Source organism: Sporolactobacillus nakayamae (assembly GCF_900113325.1).
Classification (GTDB): Bacteria; Bacillota; Bacilli; order Bacillales; family Sporolactobacillaceae; genus Sporolactobacillus; species Sporolactobacillus nakayamae.
Genome location: NZ_FOOY01000004.1, coordinates 55,462 through 81,595, shown reverse-complemented (window position 1 = coordinate 81,595; position 26,134 = coordinate 55,462). Strand labels below are relative to the sequence as shown.

Sequence of the window (26,134 nt, the reverse complement as noted above, 5' to 3'; positions counted from 1 at the left end):
CTTTGTTAATTATGATATCTCTTTATTGTCATTCTTCTGCACCAAAAATAAATGAGTGTAAGTATGATCATGGTTGAAACAATAGCAACTCGCATCCAATGCATGAATCGATTATTAACAAGGAAGCTGTCCACATGCATTGGTGATTTAACCTGATTTACATTGGGAATCTTATATGGAACTCCATCGCTTGCTTTCCTATGGGCAGTCCATGACTCATATAAATGAATAGCCTTTGATGATCGCGATCCATCAGGTGACAAAGCCAGAATTCGTATTGTTTGTGGTTTTATTGGTTTACTGATGCTTAGCGTGCCCCGTTTACTTATACTAACACCACTTAAATCGCTAGCCATTTTAAATACTGGCTTTGGTTGTCCTTTATACGCAGAACGAATTGTATACTCTGCTATTGAACTTTGGGCAACCGGGATCTGAACAAAATCATCACCAATAATTAATTGATCAAGAATCTTATTTGCTTTAAAAGAAAATCTTTTATTCACTAAAGAAAAATCCCCAAAAATAACGCGTCGTTGTTGATTAGCATTAAGAGTAAAGCTGACTCCCCAAGATTTAATATTTGATAAATTTAACTTGTTTTGTTCTTTATTCAAACTCGAAAATGGAATATAGATTTGTCCATCAAATCCCTTTGGTATTGAAATTGCACCATACTCAGCCTGAGAAGATTCCCAATATTTATCTTTTTTTTCTTTAAAAGCTACAAATTGTTGATTTCCCACTTTCCAAATTTTTTTACTCCCGTCATTTAATGAAAAATTAAATCGGATTGTACTTTTATTTGGGTTCGAAAAGTTTAAAATCATCCCTCCGAATGAAGTCATATTTCTTGTACGATTCTCATAAAACGATGCCGTATAATACTTTTTTTTATTTTTTTGTTCAGTAGTACCTAGATTAGCAACATAGTGCGTTGGCCCCCACTCTTTTTGATTAACATCCACTCCATTTGTGTAGACCTTTAATATTGTTGGAGAAAAAACAGTTGATTTTATTGATAGAGCGTAAGTTGCATTCACAATCGCAAAAGAAACCATGGTAACTGCAACTAGTGAAATGACAACTTTCAAAAACGAATGAGAACTGTTCATGATAAATAATTCCTTTCATAGAACTCATCGGCATGTTGCGTATCTTTTGATCGGCGTTCTTCTTCACGAATTTGTTCCATTTTTTTAGCTCTCGCTTCTTGAATCCAAGCCATCATTTCTTCTTTAAATTCCTTGCTACCAACAATATCTTCAACATTAGTGACTAGGAATAGATAAACAAATGGATTTCTTCGTCTTGATTTGCTCTTATCTTTCGTACGTTTAATAATATATTGTCTTTTTAATACAGCTTTTATTTTACAATTGTCGGATACATGTAATGTAAGCGTCTGATGATTATTGAGCTGATGCCTAGATGATACAAGCATGTATTCATAGTTAAAATCATTAATTACAACCGGACCTGACTGTTCGGAATTCAATGTTTTATCAAGAGGCACACGGGCTAACTTACGATTATAACCCATCGGCTGCTTCATACGTCTAAAAAGGTTGATGGTTAGATCATCAAAAAAACTTATGCTGTTTCCAAGCTTAATCGGTAACGATGGTTGACGATCATAAACAAGACTGTAAAGATTGTCTTTTTCAGAATCATCAATTCTCGTAATAGTAAACGCATATTTCCAATTATCACCAAATTGCATAACATTAACAAGTTCACCAACACAAGTACACTGGTACAATTCAGAACATAAATGGATATGAATCCCTGGGCGATCTGGAATATAATCTGGATAGTCTAATAGTAAAGAAAGACCATTTTCCGATATATCAAATGTTTTATAATTCACAATCTTTCCATCCCAAGACAGTGAGCAATCAATGTTTGCCCTAAACCGTTCAGCTTTTCTCACCATTGGACGACCCATCATAAAAAAGATCGCCATTAGCAAGGCATAGAGATTCGTTACTAGCCAAAATAATAGAACTATAAAAGTAAATGATCCTGAAGAAAGTGACTTTTCGATACTGAAAATGATGCCTACAATACTCAAAATCGCCAGAACAACATGGGAAATTGCATGTAAAAATCCATAAAGTCGACCATTTTGTGTTCCATCTTTTCTCGTAACTGCAAAACTTTTTTTATTAACTCCTATAGCTTCAAAAATAACATGTAAAAATAAGCTTGGAAAAAGAATAGTGTCATAAACACTTGTCCACCGTGTATTGCGAATACCTTTTGATAAAAAGCGAAGAGTAGCATTTTGAAACAAATACATAGGGAGCCAAAATAGCAAAACTTCTATTAAGGTACATCGTACAACAATAATACCGAATACTGTAAATAAAATTGGTGACATAATATAAACAAATCTCTTAATTGGATTAAACCAATAAAGTATTGAAGATAAATAGCTAAATCTTTGCTTTAAACTCAAACCATCAAGAAATAAAAAGTTAAGCTTTCTACCAGTCTGTATACAGCCGCGCGCCCAACGGATGCGTTGTTTAATCAAGCTTTTTAGATCATATGGTGCTTGTCCAATTGCATGTGGATCATCAATAGCATAGCAAATAAATCCTTCATTTTGAATTAGCATACCAGTTGCAAAGTCCTCAGTAATGACTTCAGTGCAAAATCCACCAACACTGAACAATGCCTCACGTGAAATCACTGCATTTGTACCACCAAAAATTACAGAGTTTGTCTTGTTTCTAGAAATCTGCACGTCACGATAAAAATAATCTTGTTCATCTGGAATACGATCTTCCGAAAATAAATTATGTTGAAAAAGATCGGGATTATAAAAAGCTTGTGGAGTCTGAATGAATCCAATTCTTCTCCAATCATTATTCTCATGATCGTTACACTTTTTGTCATCACGATAATAGAAAAATGGGACAGATGACATTAAAAAATCGTGCATTGGAATCATATCCGCATCGAAAGTAGCTATCAGTGGTGAAAAAGTTTTTTCCAAAGCATTGTTTAAGTTTCCAGCTTTTGCTCCTTCGTGTTCTTCTCTCGTTAAATAACCAACACCCATTTTGTCAGCAAGAATTTTCATTGCTTGGCGATTGCCATCATCACATATGTAAATATGCACTTTTGATTTATCTGGATAATCCATGCGGCAGCAACCATTTACCGTTTTGCGAAGCAATTCAATAGGCTCATTATATGTCGGTATAAAAACATCTACGTCCGGGTACCATTTTTTAGGTGGTGTTGGTTTTTTTGGATGAACAATATTTGACATGCTATAAAAATGCTCGGCAGCTTCTAGCATTCCTGCCATCTCTACAATTAGTAAGATAATGCCGATACATAAAGCGGTATACCCGTATTCAAGTGGTACTGTAAAAAAGATTCTCCATACCATATAGACAATGGTACTGATAAACGTTCCAAGAAAGAGCACTTTATTTCTTAGTGAGTTTAATCCCGTCCTAATGATCGTTTCCCCACTAGTTGATCTATTCGTTACTTGTATTTTTTCTAAATCTGTATTAAGTTGGGGCATTAGAACTCCCTACCTTTTTATTAAAAGGGATAAAAAACTAATTTTGTCATCTTATTAGAAAATATAAAGTAGAAACATTAAGAAAATAGATAAAAATATTTGAAAAGACATTCACCAAATACTAGGAACAAAAGAATAAGTAAATGATACTATAGTTAAAAAGATCGAACAACTAGAAAGAATCTCTACCGGAAAGTATCGCTTGAGAAGGATTTCCTTTTCAAAACTAATATTCAATCATTCCAAATTGAAAAGCAGTGAGATAACCTTATCTCACTGCTGATTACTATTAATTCATAAAAAAAAATCCCAAACGTGCCGTTGCAAAGCCGCAGTTTTGAAACCCGCTCTTATAGGCAGGTGGGTGCCCCGTTCCACAGTTTGCGAGTCCCTAAACAGGGCATGCGCTCCGAGTGAAAACATCGGACTCCCGATCAAAATATGTTCGGTCAAAACATAACGACATTCGACTAACACTTCAGGATTTCTTCTTTAACTTATGTGTTTATCTTAACATATCTGAAAGCGCTTATCAAGGTCAGATTGCCTGGATAGTGCTGGAAGCTTACTTGAGTATAGTTGCTACATCAAGATGCAGTTCACTCAGTTGAGCAAGGCCGACTTCGCTCGGCGCCTTGGTGAGCAGGTCGGAAGCGCTCGCCGTCTTAGGGAAAGCGATCGTGTCACGCAGGCTGGAACGACCGGCAAGCAACATGACAATACGGTCGATACCAAGCGCCATGCCGCCATGCGGCGGAACGCCGTAATCGAATGCGTCGAGCAGGAAGCCGAACTGTTTTTCAGCGCGTTCCTTTGTGAAACCGAGTACCTTGAACATCTTTTCCTGCAGATCGTGATTCGAGATACGTTCGGAACCACTGCCAAGTTCAAATCCATTAAGTACCATATCAAACGACTGAGCGCGTACGCTGCCCGGATCGCTTTCAATCCGTTCAAGATCCTCAAGCACAGGCATCGTGAATGGATGGTGTTCCGCGACAAAACGATGCTCTTCTTCGCTATAGGACAGTAATGGGAAGTGTGTCACCCACAGGAAATTGAATGCTGATTTATCAATCAGACCAAGCAGCTTGCCGAGATGCAGTCGCAGTGCGCCGAGGCTGTCGGCAACGATCTTCTTCTTGTCCGCGACAAAGAGCAGCAAGTCCCCGGGTTCGGCGTTTGTGCGTTCAATGATTCGCGCATTGAGCGCATCGTCAAAGAACTTGGCGATCGGTCCCTTCATGCCGCCTTCTTCCACTTTCAGCCATGCTAGGCCCTTCGCTCCATAAGGAGAGACGACCGCGCGTAAGTCTTCGTCAACCTGCTTGCGTGAAAATTGGGACGCAACACCTTTTGCGTTGATTGCTTTAACTAGCCCGCCTTTTTCTTGAACTTCTTTAAATACCTTTAGAGTGCTGTCGGCTGCGATGTCAGTCAGGTCGATCAAGTTCATATCGAAACGTGTGTCCGGTTTGTCGCTGCCATAAAAATCAATGGCTTCTGCATATGTAAGACGCTTGAACGGACGCGGAATATCAATACCTTTAACATCCTTCATGACGCGAACAATCATCTCTTCAACCATCGCTTGGAATTTGTCGACTTCAAAGAAAGACATTTCCATGTCGACCTGTGTGAATTCCGGCTGGCGGTCAGCGCGCAAATCTTCATCGCGGAAGCAGCGCGCGATCTGATAATATTTTTCAATGCCGGAAGCCATCAGCAGTTGCTTGAACAGCTGAGGCGACTGAGGCAGCGCATAGAATTCACCAGGATGAACACGGCTTGGCACAAGATAGTCACGTGCGCCTTCAGGCGTGCTCTTGGTAAGGATTGGTGTTTCAATATCCATAAAGTCCTTTTCGTCAAGAAAATCGCGCAACGTATGTGTAATTTTATTACGCAGTTTAAATGTTTCGAGCATTTCCGGACGTCTGAGATCTAAGTAGCGATATTTCAGACGAATGTCTTCGGAAGCTTCAATGCCATCTTCAATAGGAAACGGCGGCGTCTTTGATTTGTTCAGCAATGTGATTTCGCTGATCATGACTTCGATCGTTCCGGTTTTAATTTTTTCATTAACCGCTTCAGGATCGCGCTTAACGACTTCACCTGTAACGGTGACGCAATATTCGCTGCGCAGCTTATCTCCCTTTTTCCAGGCTTCTTGGTCTACCTGAGGATTGAACACAATCTGGACAAAGCCGGACCTGTCGCGCAGGTCAATAAAAATAACGCCGCCGAGGTCCCTTCTTTTTTGCACCCAACCGGCTAATGTGACTTTCTTTCCGGCAGATGCTTCGGTTAATTCACCGCAATTTGCGTTGCGATACATTTCATTCACCCCATCAATATGAATCAGATTTTTTCCTTAATGTAGTTAGTCAGCAGTGTAAAGGCGACTTCTTCCTGCACGCCGTCCGCCATGTTCTTGACAACAGCTTTCTGCGCGTCCAGTTCTTCATCGCCGATCACAACAACAAATTTGGCTTTGTCGCGATCCGCTTGCTTGAACTGCCCCTTGACCTTCCGCTCCATGTAATCTTTATCTGCATGCAGTCCGGCGAGGCGTAATTGATTCAGCAATACCGGTGCTTTCTGCTCCGCTTTTTCTCCAATTGCGACAACGAAGCAATCAAGCGAGCGATCAGTATCCAGCGACACAGCTTCGACTTCGAGAGCCAGAAGCAGGCGCTCGATGCTCAAGGCGAAGCCGATCCCCGGTGTTTCCGGACCGCCGAGCTCGCTCACGAGTCCGTTGTAACGTCCGCCGCCCATCAGCGTTGTGATTGCCCCTTGGCTTGCACCCATGATTTCAAAGGTTGTGTGGTTGTAATAATCGAGCCCGCGCACAAGCGTCGGATCGAGCTCATACTCAATGCCCATCTCATCCAAAATGACCTTAACTTTAGCGAAGTAGTCGCGTGAGGCATCATTCAGATAGTCAATGATTGACGGTGCTGTCGCCATCAGTGGATGATTGTGGTCGGCCTTGCAGTCAAGGATCCGCAATGGGTTCTTTTCCAACCGTTTCTGGCAATCCGCGCAGAATTCACCGATTGACGGCTTGAAGTGAGCGATCAACGCTTCACGGTGTGCGGCGCGACTCTCCGGATCACCTAGGCTGTTCAAGACGAGTTTCAGTTTTTTCAGGCCAATCTTGCGATAGAACGTCATTGCAAGCGCGATTACTTCAGCATCTATGGACGGATCTGCCGAACCAAGCGCCTCCGCGCCAAACTGAGTAAATTGGCGGTTTCGTCCTGCTTGAGGGCGTTCATAACGGAACATCGGCCCGATATAATACAGCTTCTGCGGCTGGCTCGGCAAACCGAACAGCTTGTGTCCCACATAAGCGCGAACAACCGATGCGGTTCCTTCCGGCCTCAGCGTTAAATCACGATCGCCGCGATCCTTGAATGTGTACATTTCCTTCTGCACAATGTCGGTTGTGTCGCCAACGCCGCGCTGGAATAAATCGGTCGATTCAAAGATTGGGGTTCGTATTTCTTTGTAATTGAACAGCGCGCACACTTCTCGTGCTGTTTCTTCGATTTTCTGCCATTTAAAAGCATCTTCCGGCAAAACATCGTAAGTCCCGCGGGGGATCTGAATTGTCACAGTACGTTCCTCCTTCATCAATATCAAGATGCTTACGGCTGCTCAAATGGCGCTTGGCAGCCGCAACATCCGTTTCATCCTTAGTTTCTCACTGCTCATCATTAAATTAATGAGTTTGGATTTAAAAAAATAAAAGCCCTTGTCCATCGGCGAGCCGACAGACAAGGGACGAATAAACTTCGTGGTGCCACCCTCATTTAAAGCATCGATGCAGATGCTTCCTCGTGAAAACCGGTTAACGCCCGGTACGTCTTTTCCTACTGACCACAATAGTTAGGCCGTTTAGAAAAGCGCCTCCGGAGTGTCGCTTTTCAGTAATCCATGCCGGCGCGCTTTCAGCCTAAGGCGCACCTTCTCTTTCGGCAGATCATCTGAAAACCTCTCCATCACAGGCTTTGTTCGTTCTTCTATACTACGTATCTTCAGTTAAATTGTCAAGGTTTGGCGAAAATTTATACCTTCGATGCCGGCGTTAATCGTTCAGCCCATTAATTAATGATTTTTGCTCTCGATAATTAATGTCACCGGTCCGTCATTAACAAGAGAGACAGCCATATCAGCCCCGAAAACACCGGTTTCAACGTGAAGGCCATTTGCTCTCAGCTTATCATTGAACGCCTCATAATACGGTTCTGCGATTTCCGGTCGCGCCGCTTCAATAAAGCTCGGGCGCCTGCCTTTGGTCGCGTCTCCATACAGTGTGAACTGGGAAACAGATAGAATCGCCCCTTCGACGTCACGAACCGACCGATTCATTTTGCCGCCATCGTCTTCAAAAATACGCAAGCCGGATAATTTATCAGCGACATACTGAAGGTCTTCTTCCGTGTCGCCGGTTTTGATGCCGACCAGCAAAAGAAGTCCATGACCAACTTGTCCAACCGTTTTCCCATCAATCTCAACCTTTGCGTGCTTCACGCGCTGCAAGACTACTCTCATTCTAAATCCATCCTTTACTACGCCATCACTCGGCGAACCGAATAGATGTCTGGAATCCGTTTGATTTTCTCAACAACACGATAGAGATGATCAATATTGGTGATCAAAATGGTCATATGAATCGTTGCCACTTTGTTCTTATCTGCTCGGCCTGAGATACCGTTAATGGCTGTATGCGAGTCAGAGACACATTGAAGCACTTCGTTGAGCAGGCCGTTCCGGTCATACGCCGTGATCTCAATATCCACATTGTATTCTTTGGCTTTGAATTCGTTATTTTCCCATGCGACATCCATCAACCGCTGATCCTCTTCATTTTTGATATTCGGGCAATCCACGCGATGAATGGTGACACCTCTCCCACGTGTAATGTATCCGACAATGGCGTCACCGGGTACCGGGTTGCAACATCGCGCGAGGCGAACAAGCAGGTTGTCGACACCCTTCACGCTTACGCCAAGCGAAGTCTTCCGATGCTGATTTGGTTTCGGCTCGGAAAGCTGTTTCATCCGTTCCTCTGCCTCAGTCGTCTCAGGGGCTTTGCGGTCATCCTCGACAAGGCGCGTAACCACCTGTTTTGCGGTTATCCCGCTATAGCCAATCGCAGCAAACAGTTCATTTTCATGAGAGAAGTTGAACTTCCTTGCTACTTCATTGATCTTTTCCTCACTTAGATTGTCCTTCAGACTTAAATTCTGACTGCGGCATTCCTTCTCAAGCATTTCACGACCTTTCGCCACATTTTCCTGGCGTTGTTGGCGTTTGAACCACTGCTTGATTTTATTCTTTACCGCAGAACTTTGCGCGATTTTCAGCCAGTCACGGCTTGGTCCGTACGAGTGATTCGATGTTTTCACATCGACAATATCGCCGGTTTTGAGCTTATAATCGAGCGGCACCATTTTTCCGTTCACCTTTGCGCCGACTGTTTTATTGCCAATTTCCGTATGAATACGATAGGCGAAATCAATCGGAACAGATCCGACAGGGAGTTCAATCACATCACCTTTTGGTGTAAACACAAACACAGTATCCGAGAAAAAGTCCATCTTGAGCGACTCCATGAATTGCTTGGCGTCGTCCGTTTCATTCTGATACTCAAGGATTTCACGGAACCAAGTGAGTTTGTCCTCAAACTTGTTGTTGATGTTCTTGACTTTGCCCTCTTTGTACGCCCAATGCGCCGCAATCCCGTATTCAGCGACGTCATGCATTTCCTCGGTGCGAATCTGAACTTCGAGCGGGTCGCCTTTAGGTCCAATGACCGTAGTATGGAGCGATTGATACATATTGGGCTTCGGCATCGCGATGTAGTCTTTAAATCGCCCAGGCATCGGCTTCCAATGCGTATGAATAATTCCAAGAATCGCGTAACAGTCCTTAATACTCTGGACGATAATCCGGACCGCAAACAAATCATAGATTTCATTAAATTGCTTATGTTGATTGACCATCTTGCGATAGATGCTATAAATATGCTTCGGCCGCCCGGACACCTCGGCTTCGATATGTACGGATTTAACATATTCTCTCAGATCTTCGACGACTTGCGCGATGTAAGCCTCGCGTTCGTCGCGCTTCTGCTTCATCAAATTGACAATCTTGTAGTATTGTTGCGGCTTGAGATAGCGGAGTGAAATATCTTCGAGTTCCCATTTGATCGCAGAAATACCTAAGCGGTTGGCTAAAGGTGCGAAGATTTCCAATGTTTCATTCGCTTTTTGAATTTGTTTCTCGTGGCTCATGTATTTCAATGTGCGCATGTTATGCAATCGGTCCGCAAGCTTCACAATGACGCATCTTAAATCTCGCGCCATTGCCACAAACATTTTGCGGTGATTTTCTGCCTGCTGGTCTTCCTTCGATGTGTACTCAAAATGTCTGAGCTTCGTCACACCGTCGACAAGTTCAGTGACACTGTCTCCGAATTCCTTGCGAATATCTTCAAGTGTGATCGGCGTGTCTTCCACAACATCATGGAGAAATCCGCTCACGATTGTAATGACATCCATATTCAATTGCACAAGAATTCCAGCAACTTCAATCGGGTGCATTATATAAGGCTCGCCGGATTTACGGACTTGCCCCTTGTGCGCCTTGTCCGCGAAACGGTACGCTTTGCGAATTAGTTCGATATCTGTTTCATCTAAGTAGGTTGATGCCTGCTGAATAAGTTCTTCCATCGTCATAGTATCATCACCTGTGTGTGGCCTCATTTCCCGATTCTGTGAACGAAAACGTTGAAACATTATAGTAAGTAATTTCAGACGAATAAGTCAATAAGTAAGTACAGTGACAGAAGGCGGGTGACCATCGTCCCTGACATTGATCACCTTTAAAGAATATTATCGAAGAAGTGCGTGATAAAGTAAAGTAATTACTGTCCATTGTACCCATAGGGCGTTTTGACAAAACCTCCGTCGGCGCGCGGGTTCTGTGATGTGAAAAAGAGAGTGCCTGATTCCAGGCACTCCGGATCATCCAATCAATATTTAATTAAAGATAAGACGTCATATTCTTTGAGCAGCCTTGCACCGTCGAGATCGGTCAATTCAATCAGAAAGGCGACGCCGGCGATAACACCGCCCAGTTGTTTCACCAAATTAATTGTAGCTTCAATCGTGCCGCCTGTCGCCAGCAAATCATCGGTAACAAGTACCCGCTGGCCAGGTTTGATTGAATCTTTATGCATGCATAAAGTATCCACACCATATTCCTTTTCGTAGGAAACAGTGGCGATCTCGCGCGGAAGTTTCCCCGGTTTGCGAACCGGAACAAAACCAATAGATAACGAATAAGCAAGCGGTCCGCCGATAACGAATCCACGTGCCTCAGGTCCAACAATAATTTCTGCCTGTTTGCTTTTAGCAAATTCTGCTAATTCATCAATGGCGGAATGATAGACCGGACCTTCCTCAAGGAGTGATGTAATGTCTCTGAAATTAATGCCTTTCGTTGGAAAATCCATGATTGACTTAATGTATTTTTTATAATCCATGCTTTGTACCCTCTCCGTTTCCATAAATGATTCCATTCTCTATGTGTATCTTGCTATGTGTGTGACTCATTCGGTGACGTGTTTTTTCCCTTGCTTCATTTGCTTGATGAGCCATTGTTTCAGCTCGCCGATCGGCGAATAACATAGGCGCGCTTCCAGCTCGCGCTGCGTCTTCTCCCTGTGATAAGTCTCAGAAGAAGTCAGCGGCGCCTTAATCGGCGAAGGAGCCTCAGTCAAGACGCCCTTCTCTATTTTAACAAACCCAAGTTCAAAAAACACCTGTGTCATCAGAGAAATCGAATGTTCACTCCAACCCTTATAGCCGGCAATTTGCCGAGTCATGGCGTGCAATTCAAAAGAATGTTTCTGACGGATCAACGCGTAATACCATACAAAATGGTCACGCTCGGGAAACACGGAAAAGTAGTGATCGCTTGTATGATAAAAGACGCAATAAAAGCGATTAAGCTGCGGGTTCTCAGCAATCAGCTGTGCCAACTGGTTTTCTTCGTCCGGAAGATCGAGAAGAGCAACCGCGTGATTCGACAGCATCATATCTGTCTCATAGCGACGAACGGCGTTGTTAAGCCGAAAATATGCTGCTGTTTCCGGCTGAAACGCAAGCAGTGTAACTGAATCCTCAGCAAGGCGATTCAACTTTTCATGGATGTCACGTGCCGATCGCCAATCATATACCTGGATTCCTTCAACACGAAGATCCCGAATCAGAAGCTGCGCCTTTCTGAATCCATTCCATTCATTGACACTAAGCTCACCGACTGCCGCGAGACAATCGTTCGGGGCAATGCGCTCTGTCCACTCACCGAAGCCGAACCCAATAGCTTCAAGCGCCTTATCCGCGCCTTTGAATGTCACTTTAAGATGACTATTATTTCTTCCTACCGCACTGATTTTGGTCAGCGGCGCCTGTTCAATTTGGAACAGCGGGCGCGGGTTATCCGTACCAAATGGCGCGAGTTTGGCCAACTCTTCAATAAGCTCTACTGAAATCTCGTCGACTGTTGACCTGCTATCGACGGTCAATTGCGGAACGAGATCCTCCGGCTGGAGCATATGCTCAGCAGCATGACTAAAGGTTGAACGGAACGCGTCGATTTCGGTAGCCGCAACCGTTAATCCGGCTGCCATCTTATGCCCGCCGAATTGGATCAGGTGGTCGGAACTTTCCTTTAATCCTTGGTAGAGGTTAAATCCCTCAATACTGCGGCCGGATCCTTTGGCGATACCCGTCTCTTCATCCACACTGAGAATAATCACCGGACGATAATAGTTCGCAACAATTTTAGAAGCGGCAATTCCGATCACGCCTTGATGCCAGTTTGTCCCGGCAAGAACAAGTGCTTTGTCGCCACGACTCACATAGGCTGCCGCCTGCTCATCCGCTTCTTTCGCGATCCGTTCGACGATCGCTCGTCGTTCCTGATTCAGTGAATCGAGTTGCTCTGCAAGCATCGCCGCCTCGTCCGAATCTTCGGTGAGGAGCAGTTCCAACGCAATCCCTGCGTCATCCATTCTGCCCGCGGCGTTAAGCCTTGGCGCCATCTGAAACCCAATCACATCACTATCGACACTGCCGGCCCCCGAAGCTTTCGTTTTCAGTGCGGCAATACCAGGCAATGACCCCTCATTCATTTTCTTCAGGCCGCGCATTGCGATCAACCGGTTCTCATCAACGAGAGGAACAAGGTCGGCAATCGTTCCAATCGCTGCCAGTGCTACCCAATTGTCATCAAAATCTTCGGGGGAACAAATTTCCTGAGCGAGTTTAAGTGCAACCCCCGCGCCGGACAAGCCTTTAAACGGATAGGGACAGTCACTCTGTTTCGGGTTGAGTATCGTATCCGCATCCGGCAATAATTCCGGCGGTTCATGGTGATCCGTAATAATATAGTCAACACCCATTCGTCTCGCACATTCCGCCGCGTCATTTGCGGCAATACCGGAGTCCACTGTAATAATTAATCTGACTCCGTCGCCCTTTGCCTGCTCTACTGCCTTCACATTGGGCCCATAACCATCTTTAAAACGATTAGGAATGTAGGTGGACACATGTGCTCCGATTGCTCTCAATGCTCGAGCAATGATCGCCGTCGACGTAACCCCATCCGCGTCATAGTCACCGAATACGCGAATATGCTCGCCATTGGCCACAGCGTTTCGAATACGTGCAGCCGCTTCTTTCATGCCCTTCATTTTCATAGAATCATAGAATTGCGCGTCCTCACAATTGAGGAATTGCTGCGCGCTTGCTGCGTCATCGAACCCTCGGGCAATGAGCAGCCGCGCGGTAATCACAGAAATATGCAGCGACTCTGAGAGCCGCTGCACATTTTCTTCATCAACTTTTTTTATTACCCAATGATTTTTCGATTCCAGCATCCGCCTTTGCGCCTCCCAAACCGGTTCCTCGCATAGGCCGGATTTTGTTATTTTCTCGAACGACGGCCGGCAGTTCGCGTTTCACGTGACGCCGCTGCTTCACCTGAACCTTCTACTTTCAACCGATCGGAATCCTCCGGATGCAGTTCAACCATCCGGCGAAGTTCACGCTCCAACTTGTTGATTCTGTGCCGCTGCTTATAGATTGCGGAATAGGAAAATGAGCCAATCAGCATCGCGCCAATCAGCACTGAACCGATGATCACGAGAATAAGCGGCAGCCGAACCGTACCAAACAGATAGCTGAACCCAACAGTCGCCACATTAGCGATTGAAAACAGAACAATGATTAATGTGAAAATGAGTACGAGCAGAATTCTCCACTGTTTTTTCATATCGGCACCTCTCATTTCAATACTTTTTAGGCCTGAGTTTGAACCGTTCTCTTCTTCTTTCGTTTACCGAGATAGCGAACCTTCATTACGGCCCATAGAGGACACGCGATGCAAATGGACGAATACACACCACAAATCAACCCGACAAGAAGTGCGATTGTGAAAGTGCGGATTGATTCGCTTCCGAAGATGAGCAGCAGAACTACCGGAATTAACACCGTAAGAACTGTGTTCAATGATCGCGTCAGTGTTTCACGGATACTCAAGTTAACAATTGCACCAAACTCTTCAATTGATGAAAGTCTCTTTCTGCTTAACTTGATGTTCTCACGCACACGGTCAAAGGTAACAATTGTATCGTTAATTGAATAACCAATGATCGTCAATACCGCTGAGATGAATAGAATGTCTACCTCGATATGAAACAGGCTAAAGACGGTCACGATAAAGAACGCATCGTGAATCAGCGCGAGTACCGCCGTCAGACCCTGCAGGAATTCAAATCGAATCCACACGTAAATAATGATAAAGATCGACGCGAGAATCAGCGCATACAATCCGTTTTTTGCGAGATCACGGCCGACTTGCGGAGATACCGTGCTGACATTCGGTTCAACACCGAACTGCGCTTTAATTTTACTCTTAATCGTCGCGATCTGATGTTGATTCAGTTCTTCATTAATACGAACGGTCGCGATATTTTTATGGGTTCCTGAAACGACCGGGCGTTCAGGATCATAGTTCATTGCGCGAAACGCTTTATCAACCTTTTCAATCGAAATCGCCTCAGTACTTTGGACATCGACACGCGTCCCACTCGAAAAATCAATACCTAAATTGAGTTTAAAAACAAAGAGCGAAACGATACCGAGAATAATTAATACGGACGAGATGACAAAGAAGACGTTTCTGTGCTTCATAAAATCAAAGCGGTCGTAAAATTTATTGTAATGTTTGTAATTCATCTTCTCATTTAGTTCCACGAATATCACTCCTCTTCACGCCGAACAGCCAAGGATGATCATTTAAAATGCGGCTGTGGATCAAAAGTCCGAGAAGCAGACGAGCGCCATATACAGAAGTTAAGAATGTCACAACGTTACTGATCAGCAACATGACAGCGAAACCCTTGATGGCACTGACACCAAGCACAAACAAAACAGCTGCGGCAATGATCGTTGTCAAGTTGGCGTCGACAACAGTCGGCAGGGCACGCTGATTGCCTGCCTTAAAGGCTGAAAGAACAGACTTTCCGCCTCTTAATTCATCTTTAATACGCTCAAGCGTGATAATATTGGCATCGACCGCCATCCCAATACCAAGGATCATCGCGGCGATACCCGGCAACGTGAGCACTGCTTGCAGCCCAACAAAGACAGCCATAACAATAACCATGTAAATGACCAATGTCAGATTGGCAATCAAGCCGCCTAAACGATAGAACGCCAGCATAAACAGCATAATAACCGCTACCGCAATCGCTCCCGCGTAAATGGTTTCATGCATCGAGTCTTGTCCGAATTGAGCGCCGACCGAAGTCGAATACTTTTCAACCATCCGAACCGGCAGAGATCCTGAGTTGAGAAGATCCTTCAGCGTGGTTGCTTCCTGCATCGTGAAACTGCCGGAAATCTGCACATCAGATGTGTTTAGCTCTTGATCCACACCAGGATTGGAGATAAATTTATGATTCTTTTTCCCGACTTCCTTCTGATAGGAGTCACCTTTCTTATAATCCATCCAGATTACCAATTGATTGTTGCCTGCTGGAGCATAGCTCGCAATTTTCTTCGTTACATTTGCGAATTTCTTCGGATCTTTAAGCTGCAAAGTAACCATCGGCTTGTTCATTTGGTCGAAAGCAACCTTTGCTTTTCCCGGCTTCAAATCCGAACCGTCGAGCATCAGTCTATCCTTGTAATCGCGGAATTCCAGTTTCGCTGTTGTTGACAGCAGCTGGCGCGCGCGTTTTTCGTTTTTCACTCCCGGCAGCTGAACACGAATACGATGTCCGTTCTCAATCGAGATGTTCGGTTCGCTGACACCAAGTACGTTAATACGTTTGTTGATCGCCGCGACAGCGTTGCTCATCGCGTCCTTATCAATTTTTTGGCCTGCCTTCAGCGGTTCCACCTGATACAGAACTTCAAATCCGCCCTTAAGGTCAAGTCCCAAGTTCACCTTATGTATGATGGGATTTACTGCGAAACCAATGATGACTCCCAGCACAATTAAAAGCGCAAAAAAGGAAAAAATCGGTCCTTTTTTTACCATTGTCTAAGCCTGCTCCCTTCTCTTTAAACGAGCCCTCGCTGCATGCGAACGCATCTCCCGCCCGCGAATCACATTTATCTGAATAGTGACGTGTCTATTTCATTTGAGCTGTCTTTGAATAGATCCACACGTAACTTATTCATGTAATCATTCACCGTCAGCGCCATAACCGCCGCTACCACTTCATGGATTCGTTCGGGCTTGTCCTCTTTCTTTTTTTCCAGAGATTCTTTTACAAATTGCCAGAATTCATCCATTTTCAAGTGATTAAGACCGAGCAATTGAAACTCATTCAATTTACTTTGCAGAAACGGCTCAATGATCGTCCGCCACTTTTCCATATCATTTAATTCATCCGGCATTTTGATTCCTCCCATAGTGCCTATAATAGCATATTTGCGAGTGAATACGAAACACAAAATCAATTCTCCTTCGGTCTCATCTTTTGCCGGACGCATTGAGAGGGAAGAGATGCAATGAGTAGCGATTCTTAAGTTTATCCGCAGGAAGCACTGATTCTTGTCTTAGTTATAGTGAAGTTCTTTCGTTGATTCGAGGCGTACCGTTTTATTTTTTTAGAGGATAGAATTGGCAGTCACGAATTGTGAATCCTGTCAAAACTTCTTTTTTCTTTTCTTGCAAAAAAAGACAGCTTGTCATGCTTGGCCCCTTCCCTTGCATATACTCTACTAACATCATGGCGCGGCACCTTACCATCGCGCGCACACTCACGATTTACTCATTTTGAAATTAAACAAAGGCGGGCCAGATCATGACACGACAATCTTTTTTGAAAGGATCATTTATTTTAATGACAGCCGGCTTGATTACCCGTATTCTCGGTATGATCAACGGAATGGTTCTGGCACGGGTCATCGGCGATGAAGGTGTCGGCTTATTCATGATGGCCTTTCCGGCGATGCTTCTGGTCGTAACGCTTACCGAACTTGGTCTGCCGGTTGCCATTTCAAAGCTTGTCGCCGAGGCTCAAGCTTTTGGAAACTACCGTAAAATCAAATTGGTGCTTGTTTGGTCACTAGCGATTGTCGGTGTGATCAGTGTGATTCTCACCACGGTCATGCTGCTTATTCTTCCAATCTTCGCAAAATACTTGTTTGCGGATACGCGCGTGATCTATCCGCTCCTCGCAATAACACCGGTTATTCCAATTGTCGCTGTCAGCTCCGTTTTGCGCGGCTATTTTCAAGGAATCCGCAACATGAAGCCTTACGCCTATTCGGGAATCGTGGAACAGGTCGTGCGTATTTCGCTTGTCGCCACGCTTGCTAACCTGTTAATGCCGTACGGTGTCGCCTTTGCCGCAGCCGGTGCGATGATCGCCGGATCTGCCGGAGAATGCGCGTCACTTCTCTATATGCTCTACGTATTCAAACACGGAGAAGGCATTAAGATCAAGCTCCCTAAGAGAAAAGCATTGAAAGGTACGCGCGAAACGCTGCGCGATCTGCTGCGAATCGGGTTGCCGACCATGGGCAGCCGCCTGATCGCTTCGCTCGGCAATTTTTTTGAACCGATGATTGTCTCACACGCGCTCGTAATCGCCGGCTATTCAATTTCCACCTCAACTCAGCTCTATGGGCAGCTAACCGGTTACGCTATGACGCTATTGCTGCTTCCAAGCTTCATAACGCACGCGCTGCATGTCTCACTAGTCCCTGCCGTCAGCGAAGCTTACGCACGCAAATCGTTCAATCTGATTCATTATCGCTTGAATCAGGCGATGCGCATTGCCATGCTGACCGGCGGCCTTTCAGTTGTCGTCACCTATTCCTTTGCCAGACCGTTGATGGACATCATCTACGACTCACCGGAATCCGCACAATTTCTTTATATCATGACACCGTTTTTCATGATCTTTTATTTTCAGGCGCCGATGCACGCCGTACTTCAGGCGCTTGATTTGGCAAAAGCAGCGATGTACAACACACTGATCGGAGCAGTTGTAAAAACAATTATGCTTTTTGTTCTCACTTGCAGGCCGGAATTCGGCATCAAAGGAACAGCGCTGGCAATCTGTACAAATGTTGTTCTCGTCACAGCACTGCACGCGGCAGTAATGTTCAAAGCAATCGGATTTTCGCTTGTTATACGCGATTACATTCGGACTTTCCTGCTCATCGCTTTTTCTGCGTTCGTCGCACGTATGCTGATCCAGCGCGCATTTATAGGCTGGACACTCCTGCCCAGAACACTTATCCTGCTGTCCATTGTTACCGTGCTCTATTTAATACTTGCGTCTTTCCTTGGCTTGCTTCAAAAGGAACAGCTCAGCCAGCTTCCTATTATTGGAAAATGGTTCAGTTAATCCTTGCGCATGTACTCATTCAAATCCATATAAAAATTGCCCAGAGTATCCATCGTCAAATAGTTCACTTGGCGAATGTTCCGATAGCCGAATTTTCTCAATTCCTGCCTGAGCCAGAGCTGCGTTTTCCCAATCTGTTTTAAATTATCACAGCGCACCTTGCCATTTTCGATAAGCGAGAGACCGACACGGGGCGGTTCATAATTGGTATAAATTGGATTATCCGATTTCTTTTTTAGATATTGAATGAGATGTTCATGAATGGACCAATTTGCGGTGAAGCGATAGAACCACAATCGTGACTGATAGACTAAAATAAGAATTAAGAGCGGCGCGAGTATGGGCAGCAGCGGTTTTTCCGGGTAGATCACAGAGGCGGCGGTCAATTCCGCAGCAGAAATAACAAGCAATAGATCAATGCCGGACTGCTCCGAGAGCTTCATTGACAGCATATTCCTAAAGCCGAAAATCACGAGCGCCGTCAGACAAAGCACACGTATCACCGATGTTCCCATTCCGATCTGCCTCCCTGAATTCTTGATCATGTACGTTTATTATGAGCAAAGCGGGCGATTTCATGAATGGGACATGTGTCATGAAACCGGACTTGTCCGAATAAAATGGACTATCAGGAACCTTGTGGTGACTATAAAAACAAGCGCCTGCTCGGGACGCTCACATCATCGCTTGGTAAACGTGCCCTTTTTATCCTGTAAATTTATTTATTTTGGAGGTGATAAAAATGTATCGAAACTGGTTGAGCGCCATAACATACGGCATGATTGCCGCGATCATTATTGTTCTTGCTTCAGCTTTCCTTCTTGCATCATTGCTGCGTTTCACATCCTTTGCTGAAAGTAATGGATCGGTTCTTCCTATTGTGATCTCAATTGTCGCGCTCTTTGTTGGCGGTATGATCGCCGGATCAAAAAAGAAAGAAAAAGGATTGTTGATTGGAGCAATCACCGGACTCGCCTACTGCCTGTTCAGTCTCTTTTTCCAGTATCTCGGTCTTGATCAAACGCCAGGTTTGAACCAGTACCTCTTTTTCATCGCCAACATCGCTTCGGCATCCCTGGGAGGTGCCATCGGTGTCAATCTTTTCTCTTTGAAGCATTAGATCTTTATGGATAGAAAAAGCGGCCAAATCGATGGCCGCTTTTTCTTAACTATTTATTTCTCAGTGCTTTTTTCTTCAATTGCTTCAGGTTCAGGCGCATTCGCCTTTTTTAGGACGCCGCGAATCGCGTTGCGTTCAAAGGTCAGTTTGTTTCCGCCGCAACGAAGCACCGCCGTTTGATCGTCAATCGAATCAATCGTGCCTTGAAGACCGCCGACCGTAACCACCTTGTCGCCTCTAGAAAGTGAGGACTGCATTGCTCTTGTTTCTTTTGTTCTTTTTTGTTGCGGGCGAATCAACAGGAAATAGAAAATCGCCACGAACACTAACAATGGTAAAAACTGCATCAGACTCAATGAAACTCTTCCCTTCTATACTCAAAAGTTTTTTGCACCCGGTTTGTTAAAACCATACGCCTCAAAGAATGCCTCTCTGAATTCAAGCAGCCGGTCTTCTTTAATCGCAGATCGGACACGCTCCATTAATTTTATCAGAAAATAAAGGTTATGGTAAGTAGTTAATCGAAATCCAAATGTTTCATTTGCTTTAACAAGATGACGGATGTACGCGCGCGAGTAGTTTCGACACACTTTGCAGTCACATGATTCATCAATTGGACCAAAGTCATGTGCATATTTTGCGTTGCGAATCACGAGCCGGCCATGCTCCGTCATGCATGTGCCATTGCGTGCGATTCGGGTCGGCAGCACGCAGTCAAACATATCGATCCCGCGAATCGCCCCGTCGATCAGCGAATCTGGAGAGCCTACACCCATCAAATAACGTGGTTTATCGGATGGGAGCAGAGGCGTCGTATAGGTGAGCATCTCGTTCATTTTGTCCTTTGGCTCGCCAACCGACAAGCCACCGATTGCGTACCCGGGGAAATCGAGCGATGTGAGCGTGCGTGCCGAAAGCTCGCGCAGCTCCTTATAACCGCCGCCTTGAACGATACCGAACAACGCCTGGCGATCAGGATTGACATTCGCCGCAAGGCAGCGCTCTGCCCAACGGCTTGTCCGTTCTACAGACGCTTTCATGTAATCAAAGGTTGAATCAAACGGAGGACACTCATCAAAGGCCATGATAATATCAGAGCCAAGCGCGTTCTGAATCGCAATCGATTTTTCCGGGGACAAGAACAACTTCTCACCGTTCAAATGGTTGCGAAAATGAACGCCCTCTTCTGAGATGTCGCGCAATTTACTCAGACTGAAGACCTGATAGCCTCCCGAATCAGTGAGGATTCCCTGATCCCAGTTCATGAAGTGATGGAGTCCGCCGGCTTCTTGGACAATGTCTTCCCCCGGTCTAAGCCAAAGATGGTAGGTATTGCTCAAGATCACACCGGCACCCATCTCCTTCAATTCTTCCGGGCTCATCGTCTTTACGGTCGCTTGCGTGCCGACCGGCATAAACATCGGTGTGTCAAACGTCCCGTGCGGCGTATGGAGTTTTCCAAGACGCGCACCTGTTTGTTTATCCGTCTTAATTAATTCATAGGTAACTGCAGCATGACTCATTAATGGTTAATTCCTTCCTCAATAAACATAGCGTCGCCAAAACTGAAGAAACGATATCGTTCCTTCACCGCCTCACGGTACGCTTTCAAGATAAAATCTTGACCTGCAAATGCGCTCACCAGCATGATCAATGTCGATTTTGGCAAATGAAAATTAGTAATCATCGCATCAATAGCGCGGTAACGAAATCCCGGATAGATAAAAATGTCCGTCCAACCTGATGTTTCTTCAAATGTGCCGTTAAATTTTGCTGTAATGGTTTCCAAGGTACGGATGACTGTTGTGCCGCATGCAATGATACGTTTGCCTTCAGCGCGAGTCTTAGTCAGCTGCTCAGCAGCCTGGGCTGACATCTGATAAAACTCCGAGTGCATGGTGTGCTCCTCAATCTTGTCCACTTTAACCGGTCTGAATGTTCCCAGACCGACATGCAAGGTGATAAAAACGAGATGTACACCCTTTTTCTCGATTTCAGCGAGCAACGCTTTGGTGAAATGCAGTCCGGCCGTCGGCGCCGCGGCTGAACCGCGATGCTTTGCGTAAACGGTCTGATACAAATCCGGGTCATCTAACTGCTCTTTAATATATGGCGGCAGCGGCATTTTCCCAAGCGCGTCCAGAACTTCATAAAAGATGCCTTGATAATGGAATGTCACGATTCGTCTGCCTTCATCAAGCTCTTTGATGCACTCGGCTTCCAGCATCCCATCGCCGAAGGAAATGCGCGCGCCTTGATGCACACGTTTCGCCGGCTTCGCAAGGCATTCCCAAGAATCACCTTCCGTTTGTTTTAAGAGCAGCAATTCGATTTTCGCACCTGTCTCTTCCTTATGGCCGATCAGGCGGGCCGGAAGCACCTTCGTGTCATTCAATACGAGGCAGTCACCAGGGTTTAGATAGTCAATAATTTCACTAAACGTATGATGGACAATCCGGTCTTTGTTTGGATTGAGCACCATGAGTCGTGAAGCAGCACGGTCTTTCAGCGGTGTCTGCGCAATGAGTTCTTCGGGTAATTCATAATCAAAATCTGATACGTCCATTTGAGCACTCTCTTTCGTTTTATGGAACTTCAACTAATTGCAAGGGATCCTCGATTGCTAAGGATCCTGCGGAAATATGTCCTGTGGGCAACGTTGAAGTCATCACATCCTGTGAAAGTAATGATTTATTAAATACATAATTAGTGATAAGACCAAGCTGATAAGAATGCATGTGACAATAGGAAAAACGAAGGTCACGTTTCCCTTTTTAAAAATAAAATCACCGGGAAGTCGCCCAATCAACGGCCAACAGAGTCCGATAAGAAAGAGCACTACGCCAACGATCATAAGCAGCTTGCCAAAATCGCCCATCAGTTCCGATCCTTTCGCTCAAGATGAAAATGGCTGTATGCACTATCGGTGACCATACGTCCACGCGGCGTGCGCTGAATATAGCCGATCTGCAACAGGTAAGGTTCATGCACATCTTCAATCGTATGACGTTCCTCGCCAATCGCTGCGGCGAGGGTGTCCAATCCGACCGGACCGCCGTGAAACTGGTTGATGATCCCCATTAATAATTGGTGATCGACGCGATCCAGACCCGCCTCATCAACATGGAGACGACTCAGCCCATTCCGTGCTGTTTCCCGATCAATGACTCCGTCGCTTTCCACCTGAGCGAAATCACGAATACGTTTCAGCAAACGGTTGGCGATACGCGGCGTTCCACGAGAGCGACGAGCGATTTCAAAGCACGCGTCTTCTTCAATCTGCGTTTGCAGCACAGAAGCTGTCCGCTTTATAATCATAGACAATTCTTCCGGACTGTAGAACTGCAGACGGCTGATGACGCCGAAACGATCGCGAAGCGGCGGCGATAGATAACCCGCGCGCGTTGTCGCACCTACAAGTGTGAATGGCGGTAGATTGATACGCACCGAATGAGCGGTCTCGTCCTTACCAATGACAATATCCATGCAAAAGTCTTCCATCGCCGGATATAGAATTTCCTCGACGTGCCGAGGCAGCCGGTGAATTTCGTCAATAAACAACACATCGCCCGGCTCTAGAGATGAGAGCACTGCCGCCAGATCGCCCGGACGTTCAAGTGCCGGACCGGACGTCGTACGGATACCGGCTCCCATTTCCGTAGCGATAATCATAGACAAGGTCGTTTTTCCCAGTCCAGGTGGTCCGTAGAGCAGGACATGATCGAGCGGTTCGTGTCGCGCTTTCGCCGCACGAATAAAGACTTTTAAATTCTGTTTAATTTCTGTTTGACCGATATAATGGTCTAAATCAGAAGGGCGAATGGACTGGTCCAGCCCTTGATCCTCGAGTGTCGGATCGCTTGAAAGCAAATGATCATCTTCCAATTCAGGCGCCCTCCTTTATAGCTTGGATAATCGTTTCAAAGCTTCTTTAACATAATCTTCTGCGCTGAGATCTTGTTTTCTCAAGAGTGGAACAACCTTACGCACTTCCCGCTCAGAGTAACCAAGCATGAGCAAGACATCGGTTGCTTCAGCAAGCGCATTATCTAGCAGGCTTTCCGCTTCACTCGCTTGATTTGCAGCAGGTCTTACAGCGAATTCCTGAAGTTTTCCTTTCAGATCCAAAACAATTTGACCTGCTGTTTTACGTCCGATTCCAGGAAAACGGGTCAGGAACTTCTCATCCTCAGCTTCAATTGCTTGGATGACTTCATCCGGATCGCCTGAGGCAAGAATGGCGAGCGCGTTCTTTGGTCCGATTCCTGAAACAGAGAGCAGCCGGACAAACAATTCCCGCTCCTCTCTTGTTTGAAAACCATATAAAATGTTCGCGTCCTCGCGCACATATTGGTAGAGATAAACCTTTGCTTCTTTATTCAGAAGCGGCTGATAGCTGAATGGGTTTGGGCAAATAATCCGATAGCCTAGACCTCCACGCTCAATCACAATACCGCTTCCAGAGAGATAGGTCAGAATCCCTTTAATATAATCAAACACAAGATTAACTCCTCACACGTTCGTCTCTACGTCACAAAATTGTTATCTTTGTCTATCATATCACATGGTGGGTATTTGTCCCAAGTAAAGGAGCAGCGCACCATCTGCACGATTTTCACAGCCAATTCACTCGCAATTAAGCTTTATCGAGCGATTTCAAAAGTTTATCGAGCGTTTTAATATTTTTATCGAGCGTTTCGATACGTTTATCGAGCGTTTTAAGTTTCACGATCATTTGCTCCAACCATTGGTCAAAGCTCAAAGAACGCAAAAAAGAAAAGGACATCCGCATCGAATGTCTCTTCAATCTTTTATCAAATCGATTCAATTAAAGTTATCCCTCGTCAAGGTTGCTGTATATGTCCTGAACGTCGTCATTATCTTCCAAAACTTCGATCAGAGTCTCCATTTTTTCCAAATCTGTTCCGGTCAGCGCTGTTTTGGTTGTCGGGATCATTGCGACTTCCGCACGGTCAATTTCATAGCCCTTGTCTTCACCCAACGCTTTTCGGACATTTTCAAAGGATTCCGGAGTCGTCACAATGATAAAGCGATCTTCTTCCGTCCTCATATCCTCAGCACCCGCGTCAACAGCGTCCATCATGACCGTGTCCTCATCCAATCCGTCTTTTGCCTCAATTTCAATGATCCCTTGCTTATCGAATAGGAAGCCGACACTCCCGGATTCACCTAAATTGCCGCCGCTTTTCGAGAATGCATGACGAATTTCGGATGCTGAACGGTTACGATTATCCGTCAGCACATCGACCATAACCGCAACACCGCCGGGACCATATCCTTCATAGGTTATTTCTTCATAAGTGACACCGTCTAAATTGCCGGTCGCCTTTTTGATTGCCCGGGAAATATTGTCATTTGGCATATTAGCCGCTTTCGCTTTCTCAATGGCATGCCTTAACCCGGCATTCATGCTTGGGTCGCCGCCCCCATGTCGCGCTTCAAGGAAGATATCCTTTGATAACCTCATAAAGATTTTCCCACGTACGGCATCAAGCGCATTCTTTTTATGCTGTATGTTATTCCATTTTGAATGTCCAGACATATTTTTTCTCCTCCCAAGAGAATTGCGGCCCAATCAATAGTTAAAGCATCTGTTCTAATAAACATAAGCGCCAAAAAAGAGCCGGCAAACATAGATACACTGCCTACTTGCCTGACATTTCTTTATCGTATATGTTCTTAATACTCACTCTAACGTACTCCGCAGATTTCATTCCGTACTTATTATACCTATTTTTAATACCGAAAAAAAGAGCAAAGGCTTTTGCCCCTGCTCTTTTGATACAAAAATTAATCTTTTATCGGCTGTTGTTTTCGAACGGACGTTGAACTGCATTAGAAAGATCTTTGACGATCCCGACAATGTCCGAGCGAACTTCTCGTGTTGCTTTGCCTGCATTAAAGTTTGTTTCTGTCGCGGTAATCCGTTTCACATAGCGATTATCTGTAGAAACTAATACTTCACGATCACCGGCGATAGGTAAAACTTCGAGACGAATTCTTTTTCGTAAATTTGCTCGATTTGTTTCACCTTTTTCCGGAACCGCACCAATTGCAACGGTATTTCCGCTTACTAGAACATGCGCTTCATCCACACCTTGAACAGAACTTGCTCGATCAGCGATTCGTTTTGCCAATCGTTTCTGATCACCGTAACTCATCTGGTTCACCTGATTGTTTCCGGCACCATTATTTAAATTCGTGTAATCCGGTGCAGTCGGTGGAATCGCGTTTGAATTAGGATTGTTGTATCCCGTACGATAGTTCACATCACGTGGCACGTTAGGACGATTATATGCCGCATTGTCCGCTTGACAGCCTGCCAAGAGGGCACTAAATGTCAGCACAGTCCCAAATTTCACAATTGCATTTTTCAACTTTACTCCCCCTTTCGCACTTATCATGTGTGAAGGAGGCGATTTTTACGCTTAAGAATTATTTCCGTTAAATTAGCAAAAAATAGAAAACAAGGTGGAAAGGCAGTTAGGCT

Annotated in this window: 21 protein-coding genes, 1 other RNA gene and 1 pseudogene; 2 read left to right on the top strand and 21 right to left on the bottom strand. The window is 45.1% G+C overall.

The genetic code is table 11. The features are described 5' to 3' along the window. Positions 1 to 5 precede the first annotated feature (5 nt). From BM003_RS02655 to BM003_RS02595, 12 genes and pseudogenes are all read right to left on the bottom strand, one after another. A complete protein-coding gene (locus tag BM003_RS02655) occupies positions 6 to 1,115 on the bottom strand; it encodes a hypothetical protein (protein ID WP_093669841.1) in 1,110 nt (369 codons plus the stop codon). Then, positions 1,112 to 3,547, bottom strand: a complete 2,436-nt coding sequence (locus BM003_RS02650; protein WP_093669839.1) for a glycosyltransferase — start codon at positions 3,545 to 3,547, stop codon at positions 1,112 to 1,114. The genes BM003_RS02655 and BM003_RS02650 overlap by 4 nt, the downstream gene beginning before the upstream one ends. Before the next feature lie 302 nt (positions 3,548 to 3,849). Next, positions 3,850 to 4,035, bottom strand: a non-coding RNA gene (gene ssrS, locus BM003_RS02645) — 6S RNA. Positions 4,036 to 4,112: 77 nt separating this feature from the next. Next, on the bottom strand, positions 4,113 to 5,885 hold the full coding sequence (gene aspS / locus BM003_RS02640; protein ID WP_093669837.1) for an aspartate--tRNA ligase: 1,773 nt from the start codon (positions 5,883 to 5,885) through the stop codon (positions 4,113 to 4,115). A gap of 23 nt (positions 5,886 to 5,908) precedes the next feature. Beyond that, positions 5,909 to 7,171, bottom strand: a complete 1,263-nt coding sequence (gene hisS / locus BM003_RS02635; RefSeq protein WP_177184594.1) for a histidine--tRNA ligase — start codon at positions 7,169 to 7,171, stop codon at positions 5,909 to 5,911. 492 nt (positions 7,172 to 7,663) lie between these two features. Continuing rightward, on the bottom strand, positions 7,664 to 8,110 hold the full coding sequence (gene dtd / locus BM003_RS02625) for a D-aminoacyl-tRNA deacylase (protein ID WP_093669833.1): 447 nt from the start codon (positions 8,108 to 8,110) through the stop codon (positions 7,664 to 7,666). A 17-nt stretch (positions 8,111 to 8,127) separates the two neighbouring features. Beyond that, the gene (locus BM003_RS02620) at positions 8,128 to 10,299 is read right to left on the bottom strand and encodes a RelA/SpoT family protein (protein WP_093669831.1); all 2,172 of its coding nucleotides are present in this window, start codon (positions 10,297 to 10,299) and stop codon (positions 8,128 to 8,130) included. 296 nt (positions 10,300 to 10,595) lie between these two features. Beyond that, positions 10,596 to 11,108, bottom strand: a complete 513-nt coding sequence (locus tag BM003_RS02615; protein ID WP_093669829.1) for an adenine phosphoribosyltransferase — start codon at positions 11,106 to 11,108, stop codon at positions 10,596 to 10,598. 66 nt (positions 11,109 to 11,174) lie between these two features. Further along, the gene (gene recJ, locus BM003_RS02610) at positions 11,175 to 13,508 is read right to left on the bottom strand and encodes a single-stranded-DNA-specific exonuclease RecJ (RefSeq protein WP_093669827.1); all 2,334 of its coding nucleotides are present in this window, start codon (positions 13,506 to 13,508) and stop codon (positions 11,175 to 11,177) included. A 47-nt stretch (positions 13,509 to 13,555) separates the two neighbouring features. After that, positions 13,556 to 13,903: a LapA family protein gene (locus BM003_RS02605; RefSeq protein ID WP_093669825.1), complete on the bottom strand. Its 348-nt coding sequence runs from the start codon at positions 13,901 to 13,903 to the stop codon at positions 13,556 to 13,558. Between the two features lie 26 nt (positions 13,904 to 13,929). Then, a pseudogene (gene secD / locus BM003_RS02600) lies at positions 13,930 to 16,177 on the bottom strand (protein translocase subunit SecD). A 74-nt stretch (positions 16,178 to 16,251) separates the two neighbouring features. Beyond that, positions 16,252 to 16,539, bottom strand: coding sequence for a post-transcriptional regulator (locus BM003_RS02595; protein WP_093669823.1), 288 nt, complete (start codon positions 16,537 to 16,539; stop codon positions 16,252 to 16,254). Between the two features lie 410 nt (positions 16,540 to 16,949). Between BM003_RS02595 and spoVB the strand changes: the two genes are divergently transcribed. Continuing rightward, positions 16,950 to 18,503 (top strand): stage V sporulation protein B, encoded by a 1,554-nt coding sequence (spoVB, locus tag BM003_RS02590; protein ID WP_093669821.1) that lies wholly within the window; start codon positions 16,950 to 16,952, stop codon positions 18,501 to 18,503. On the opposite strand, the gene BM003_RS02585 is transcribed toward spoVB, so the two are convergent. Beyond that, entirely contained in the window at positions 18,500 to 19,018 is a 519-nt protein-coding gene (locus tag BM003_RS02585) for a YetF domain-containing protein (protein ID WP_093669819.1), read from the bottom strand. The genes spoVB and BM003_RS02585 overlap by 4 nt on opposite strands. A gap of 227 nt (positions 19,019 to 19,245) precedes the next feature. Here BM003_RS02585 and BM003_RS02580 point away from each other — a divergent pair, with 227 nt between their 5' ends. After that, on the top strand, positions 19,246 to 19,623 hold the full coding sequence (locus BM003_RS02580; RefSeq protein ID WP_093669817.1) for a TIGR04086 family membrane protein: 378 nt from the start codon (positions 19,246 to 19,248) through the stop codon (positions 19,621 to 19,623). A 53-nt stretch (positions 19,624 to 19,676) separates the two neighbouring features. Here the strand turns inward: BM003_RS02580 and yajC are convergent, their stop codons facing one another. The 8 genes from yajC to BM003_RS02540 form a co-directional block, all read right to left on the bottom strand. After that, positions 19,677 to 19,970, bottom strand: coding sequence for a preprotein translocase subunit YajC (gene yajC, locus BM003_RS02575; protein WP_093670165.1), 294 nt, complete (start codon positions 19,968 to 19,970; stop codon positions 19,677 to 19,679). A gap of 30 nt (positions 19,971 to 20,000) precedes the next feature. After that, positions 20,001 to 21,146 (bottom strand): tRNA guanosine(34) transglycosylase Tgt, encoded by a 1,146-nt coding sequence (gene tgt, locus BM003_RS02570; RefSeq protein ID WP_093669816.1) that lies wholly within the window; start codon positions 21,144 to 21,146, stop codon positions 20,001 to 20,003. Next, positions 21,146 to 22,189, bottom strand: a complete 1,044-nt coding sequence (gene queA / locus BM003_RS02565) for a tRNA preQ1(34) S-adenosylmethionine ribosyltransferase-isomerase QueA (protein ID WP_093669814.1) — start codon at positions 22,187 to 22,189, stop codon at positions 21,146 to 21,148. Before queA ends, tgt begins: the two co-directional genes overlap by 1 nt. A 102-nt stretch (positions 22,190 to 22,291) precedes the next feature. Continuing rightward, positions 22,292 to 22,501 carry a DUF2905 domain-containing protein gene (locus tag BM003_RS02560; RefSeq protein WP_093669812.1) on the bottom strand — a complete coding sequence of 70 codons (210 nt, stop codon included), beginning with the start codon at positions 22,499 to 22,501 and terminating at the stop codon, positions 22,292 to 22,294. Further along, positions 22,501 to 23,508 carry a Holliday junction branch migration DNA helicase RuvB gene (gene ruvB, locus BM003_RS02555; RefSeq protein WP_093669810.1) on the bottom strand — a complete coding sequence of 336 codons (1,008 nt, stop codon included), beginning with the start codon at positions 23,506 to 23,508 and terminating at the stop codon, positions 22,501 to 22,503. Before ruvB ends, BM003_RS02560 begins: the two co-directional genes overlap by 1 nt. Before the next feature lie 15 nt (positions 23,509 to 23,523). Continuing rightward, positions 23,524 to 24,123, bottom strand: coding sequence for a Holliday junction branch migration protein RuvA (gene ruvA / locus BM003_RS02550; RefSeq protein ID WP_093669808.1), 600 nt, complete (start codon positions 24,121 to 24,123; stop codon positions 23,524 to 23,526). 334 nt (positions 24,124 to 24,457) lie between these two features. Further along, entirely contained in the window at positions 24,458 to 25,186 is a 729-nt protein-coding gene (locus BM003_RS02545) for a YebC/PmpR family DNA-binding transcriptional regulator (RefSeq protein ID WP_093669806.1), read from the bottom strand. Between the two features lie 256 nt (positions 25,187 to 25,442). Continuing rightward, positions 25,443 to 26,021 carry a YhcN/YlaJ family sporulation lipoprotein gene (locus tag BM003_RS02540; RefSeq protein ID WP_177184593.1) on the bottom strand — a complete coding sequence of 193 codons (579 nt, stop codon included), beginning with the start codon at positions 26,019 to 26,021 and terminating at the stop codon, positions 25,443 to 25,445. Positions 26,022 to 26,134 lie beyond the last annotated feature (113 nt).

Bases quoted from the DNA above. Each gene is read 5' to 3' on its own strand.
- BM003_RS02655 (WP_093669841.1), bottom strand. From the start codon at position 1,115: ATGAACAGTTCTCATTCGTTTTTGAAAGTTGTCATTTCACTAGTTGCA.
- BM003_RS02650 (WP_093669839.1), bottom strand. From the start codon at position 3,547: ATGCCCCAACTTAATACAGATTTAGAAAAAATACAAGTAACGAATAGA.
- aspS (WP_093669837.1), bottom strand. From the start codon at position 5,885: ATGTATCGCAACGCAAATTGCGGTGAATTAACCGAAGCATCTGCCGGA.
- dtd (WP_093669833.1), bottom strand. From the start codon at position 8,110: ATGAGAGTAGTCTTGCAGCGCGTGAAGCACGCAAAGGTTGAGATTGAT.
- BM003_RS02620 (WP_093669831.1), bottom strand. From the start codon at position 10,299: ATGACGATGGAAGAACTTATTCAGCAGGCATCAACCTACTTAGATGAA.
- BM003_RS02615 (WP_093669829.1), bottom strand. From the start codon at position 11,108: ATGGATTATAAAAAATACATTAAGTCAATCATGGATTTTCCAACGAAA.
- recJ (WP_093669827.1), bottom strand. From the start codon at position 13,508: ATGCTGGAATCGAAAAATCATTGGGTAATAAAAAAAGTTGATGAAGAA.
- BM003_RS02605 (WP_093669825.1), bottom strand. From the start codon at position 13,903: ATGAAAAAACAGTGGAGAATTCTGCTCGTACTCATTTTCACATTAATC.
- BM003_RS02595 (WP_093669823.1), bottom strand. From the start codon at position 16,539: ATGCCGGATGAATTAAATGATATGGAAAAGTGGCGGACGATCATTGAG.
- spoVB (WP_093669821.1), top strand. From the start codon at position 16,950: ATGACACGACAATCTTTTTTGAAAGGATCATTTATTTTAATGACAGCC.
- BM003_RS02585 (WP_093669819.1), bottom strand. From the start codon at position 19,018: ATGGGAACATCGGTGATACGTGTGCTTTGTCTGACGGCGCTCGTGATT.
- BM003_RS02580 (WP_093669817.1), top strand. From the start codon at position 19,246: ATGTATCGAAACTGGTTGAGCGCCATAACATACGGCATGATTGCCGCG.
- yajC (WP_093670165.1), bottom strand. From the start codon at position 19,970: ATGCAGTTTTTACCATTGTTAGTGTTCGTGGCGATTTTCTATTTCCTG.
- tgt (WP_093669816.1), bottom strand. From the start codon at position 21,146: ATGAGTCATGCTGCAGTTACCTATGAATTAATTAAGACGGATAAACAA.
- queA (WP_093669814.1), bottom strand. From the start codon at position 22,189: ATGGACGTATCAGATTTTGATTATGAATTACCCGAAGAACTCATTGCG.
- BM003_RS02560 (WP_093669812.1), bottom strand. From the start codon at position 22,501: ATGGGCGATTTTGGCAAGCTGCTTATGATCGTTGGCGTAGTGCTCTTT.
- BM003_RS02545 (WP_093669806.1), bottom strand. From the start codon at position 25,186: ATGTCTGGACATTCAAAATGGAATAACATACAGCATAAAAAGAATGCG.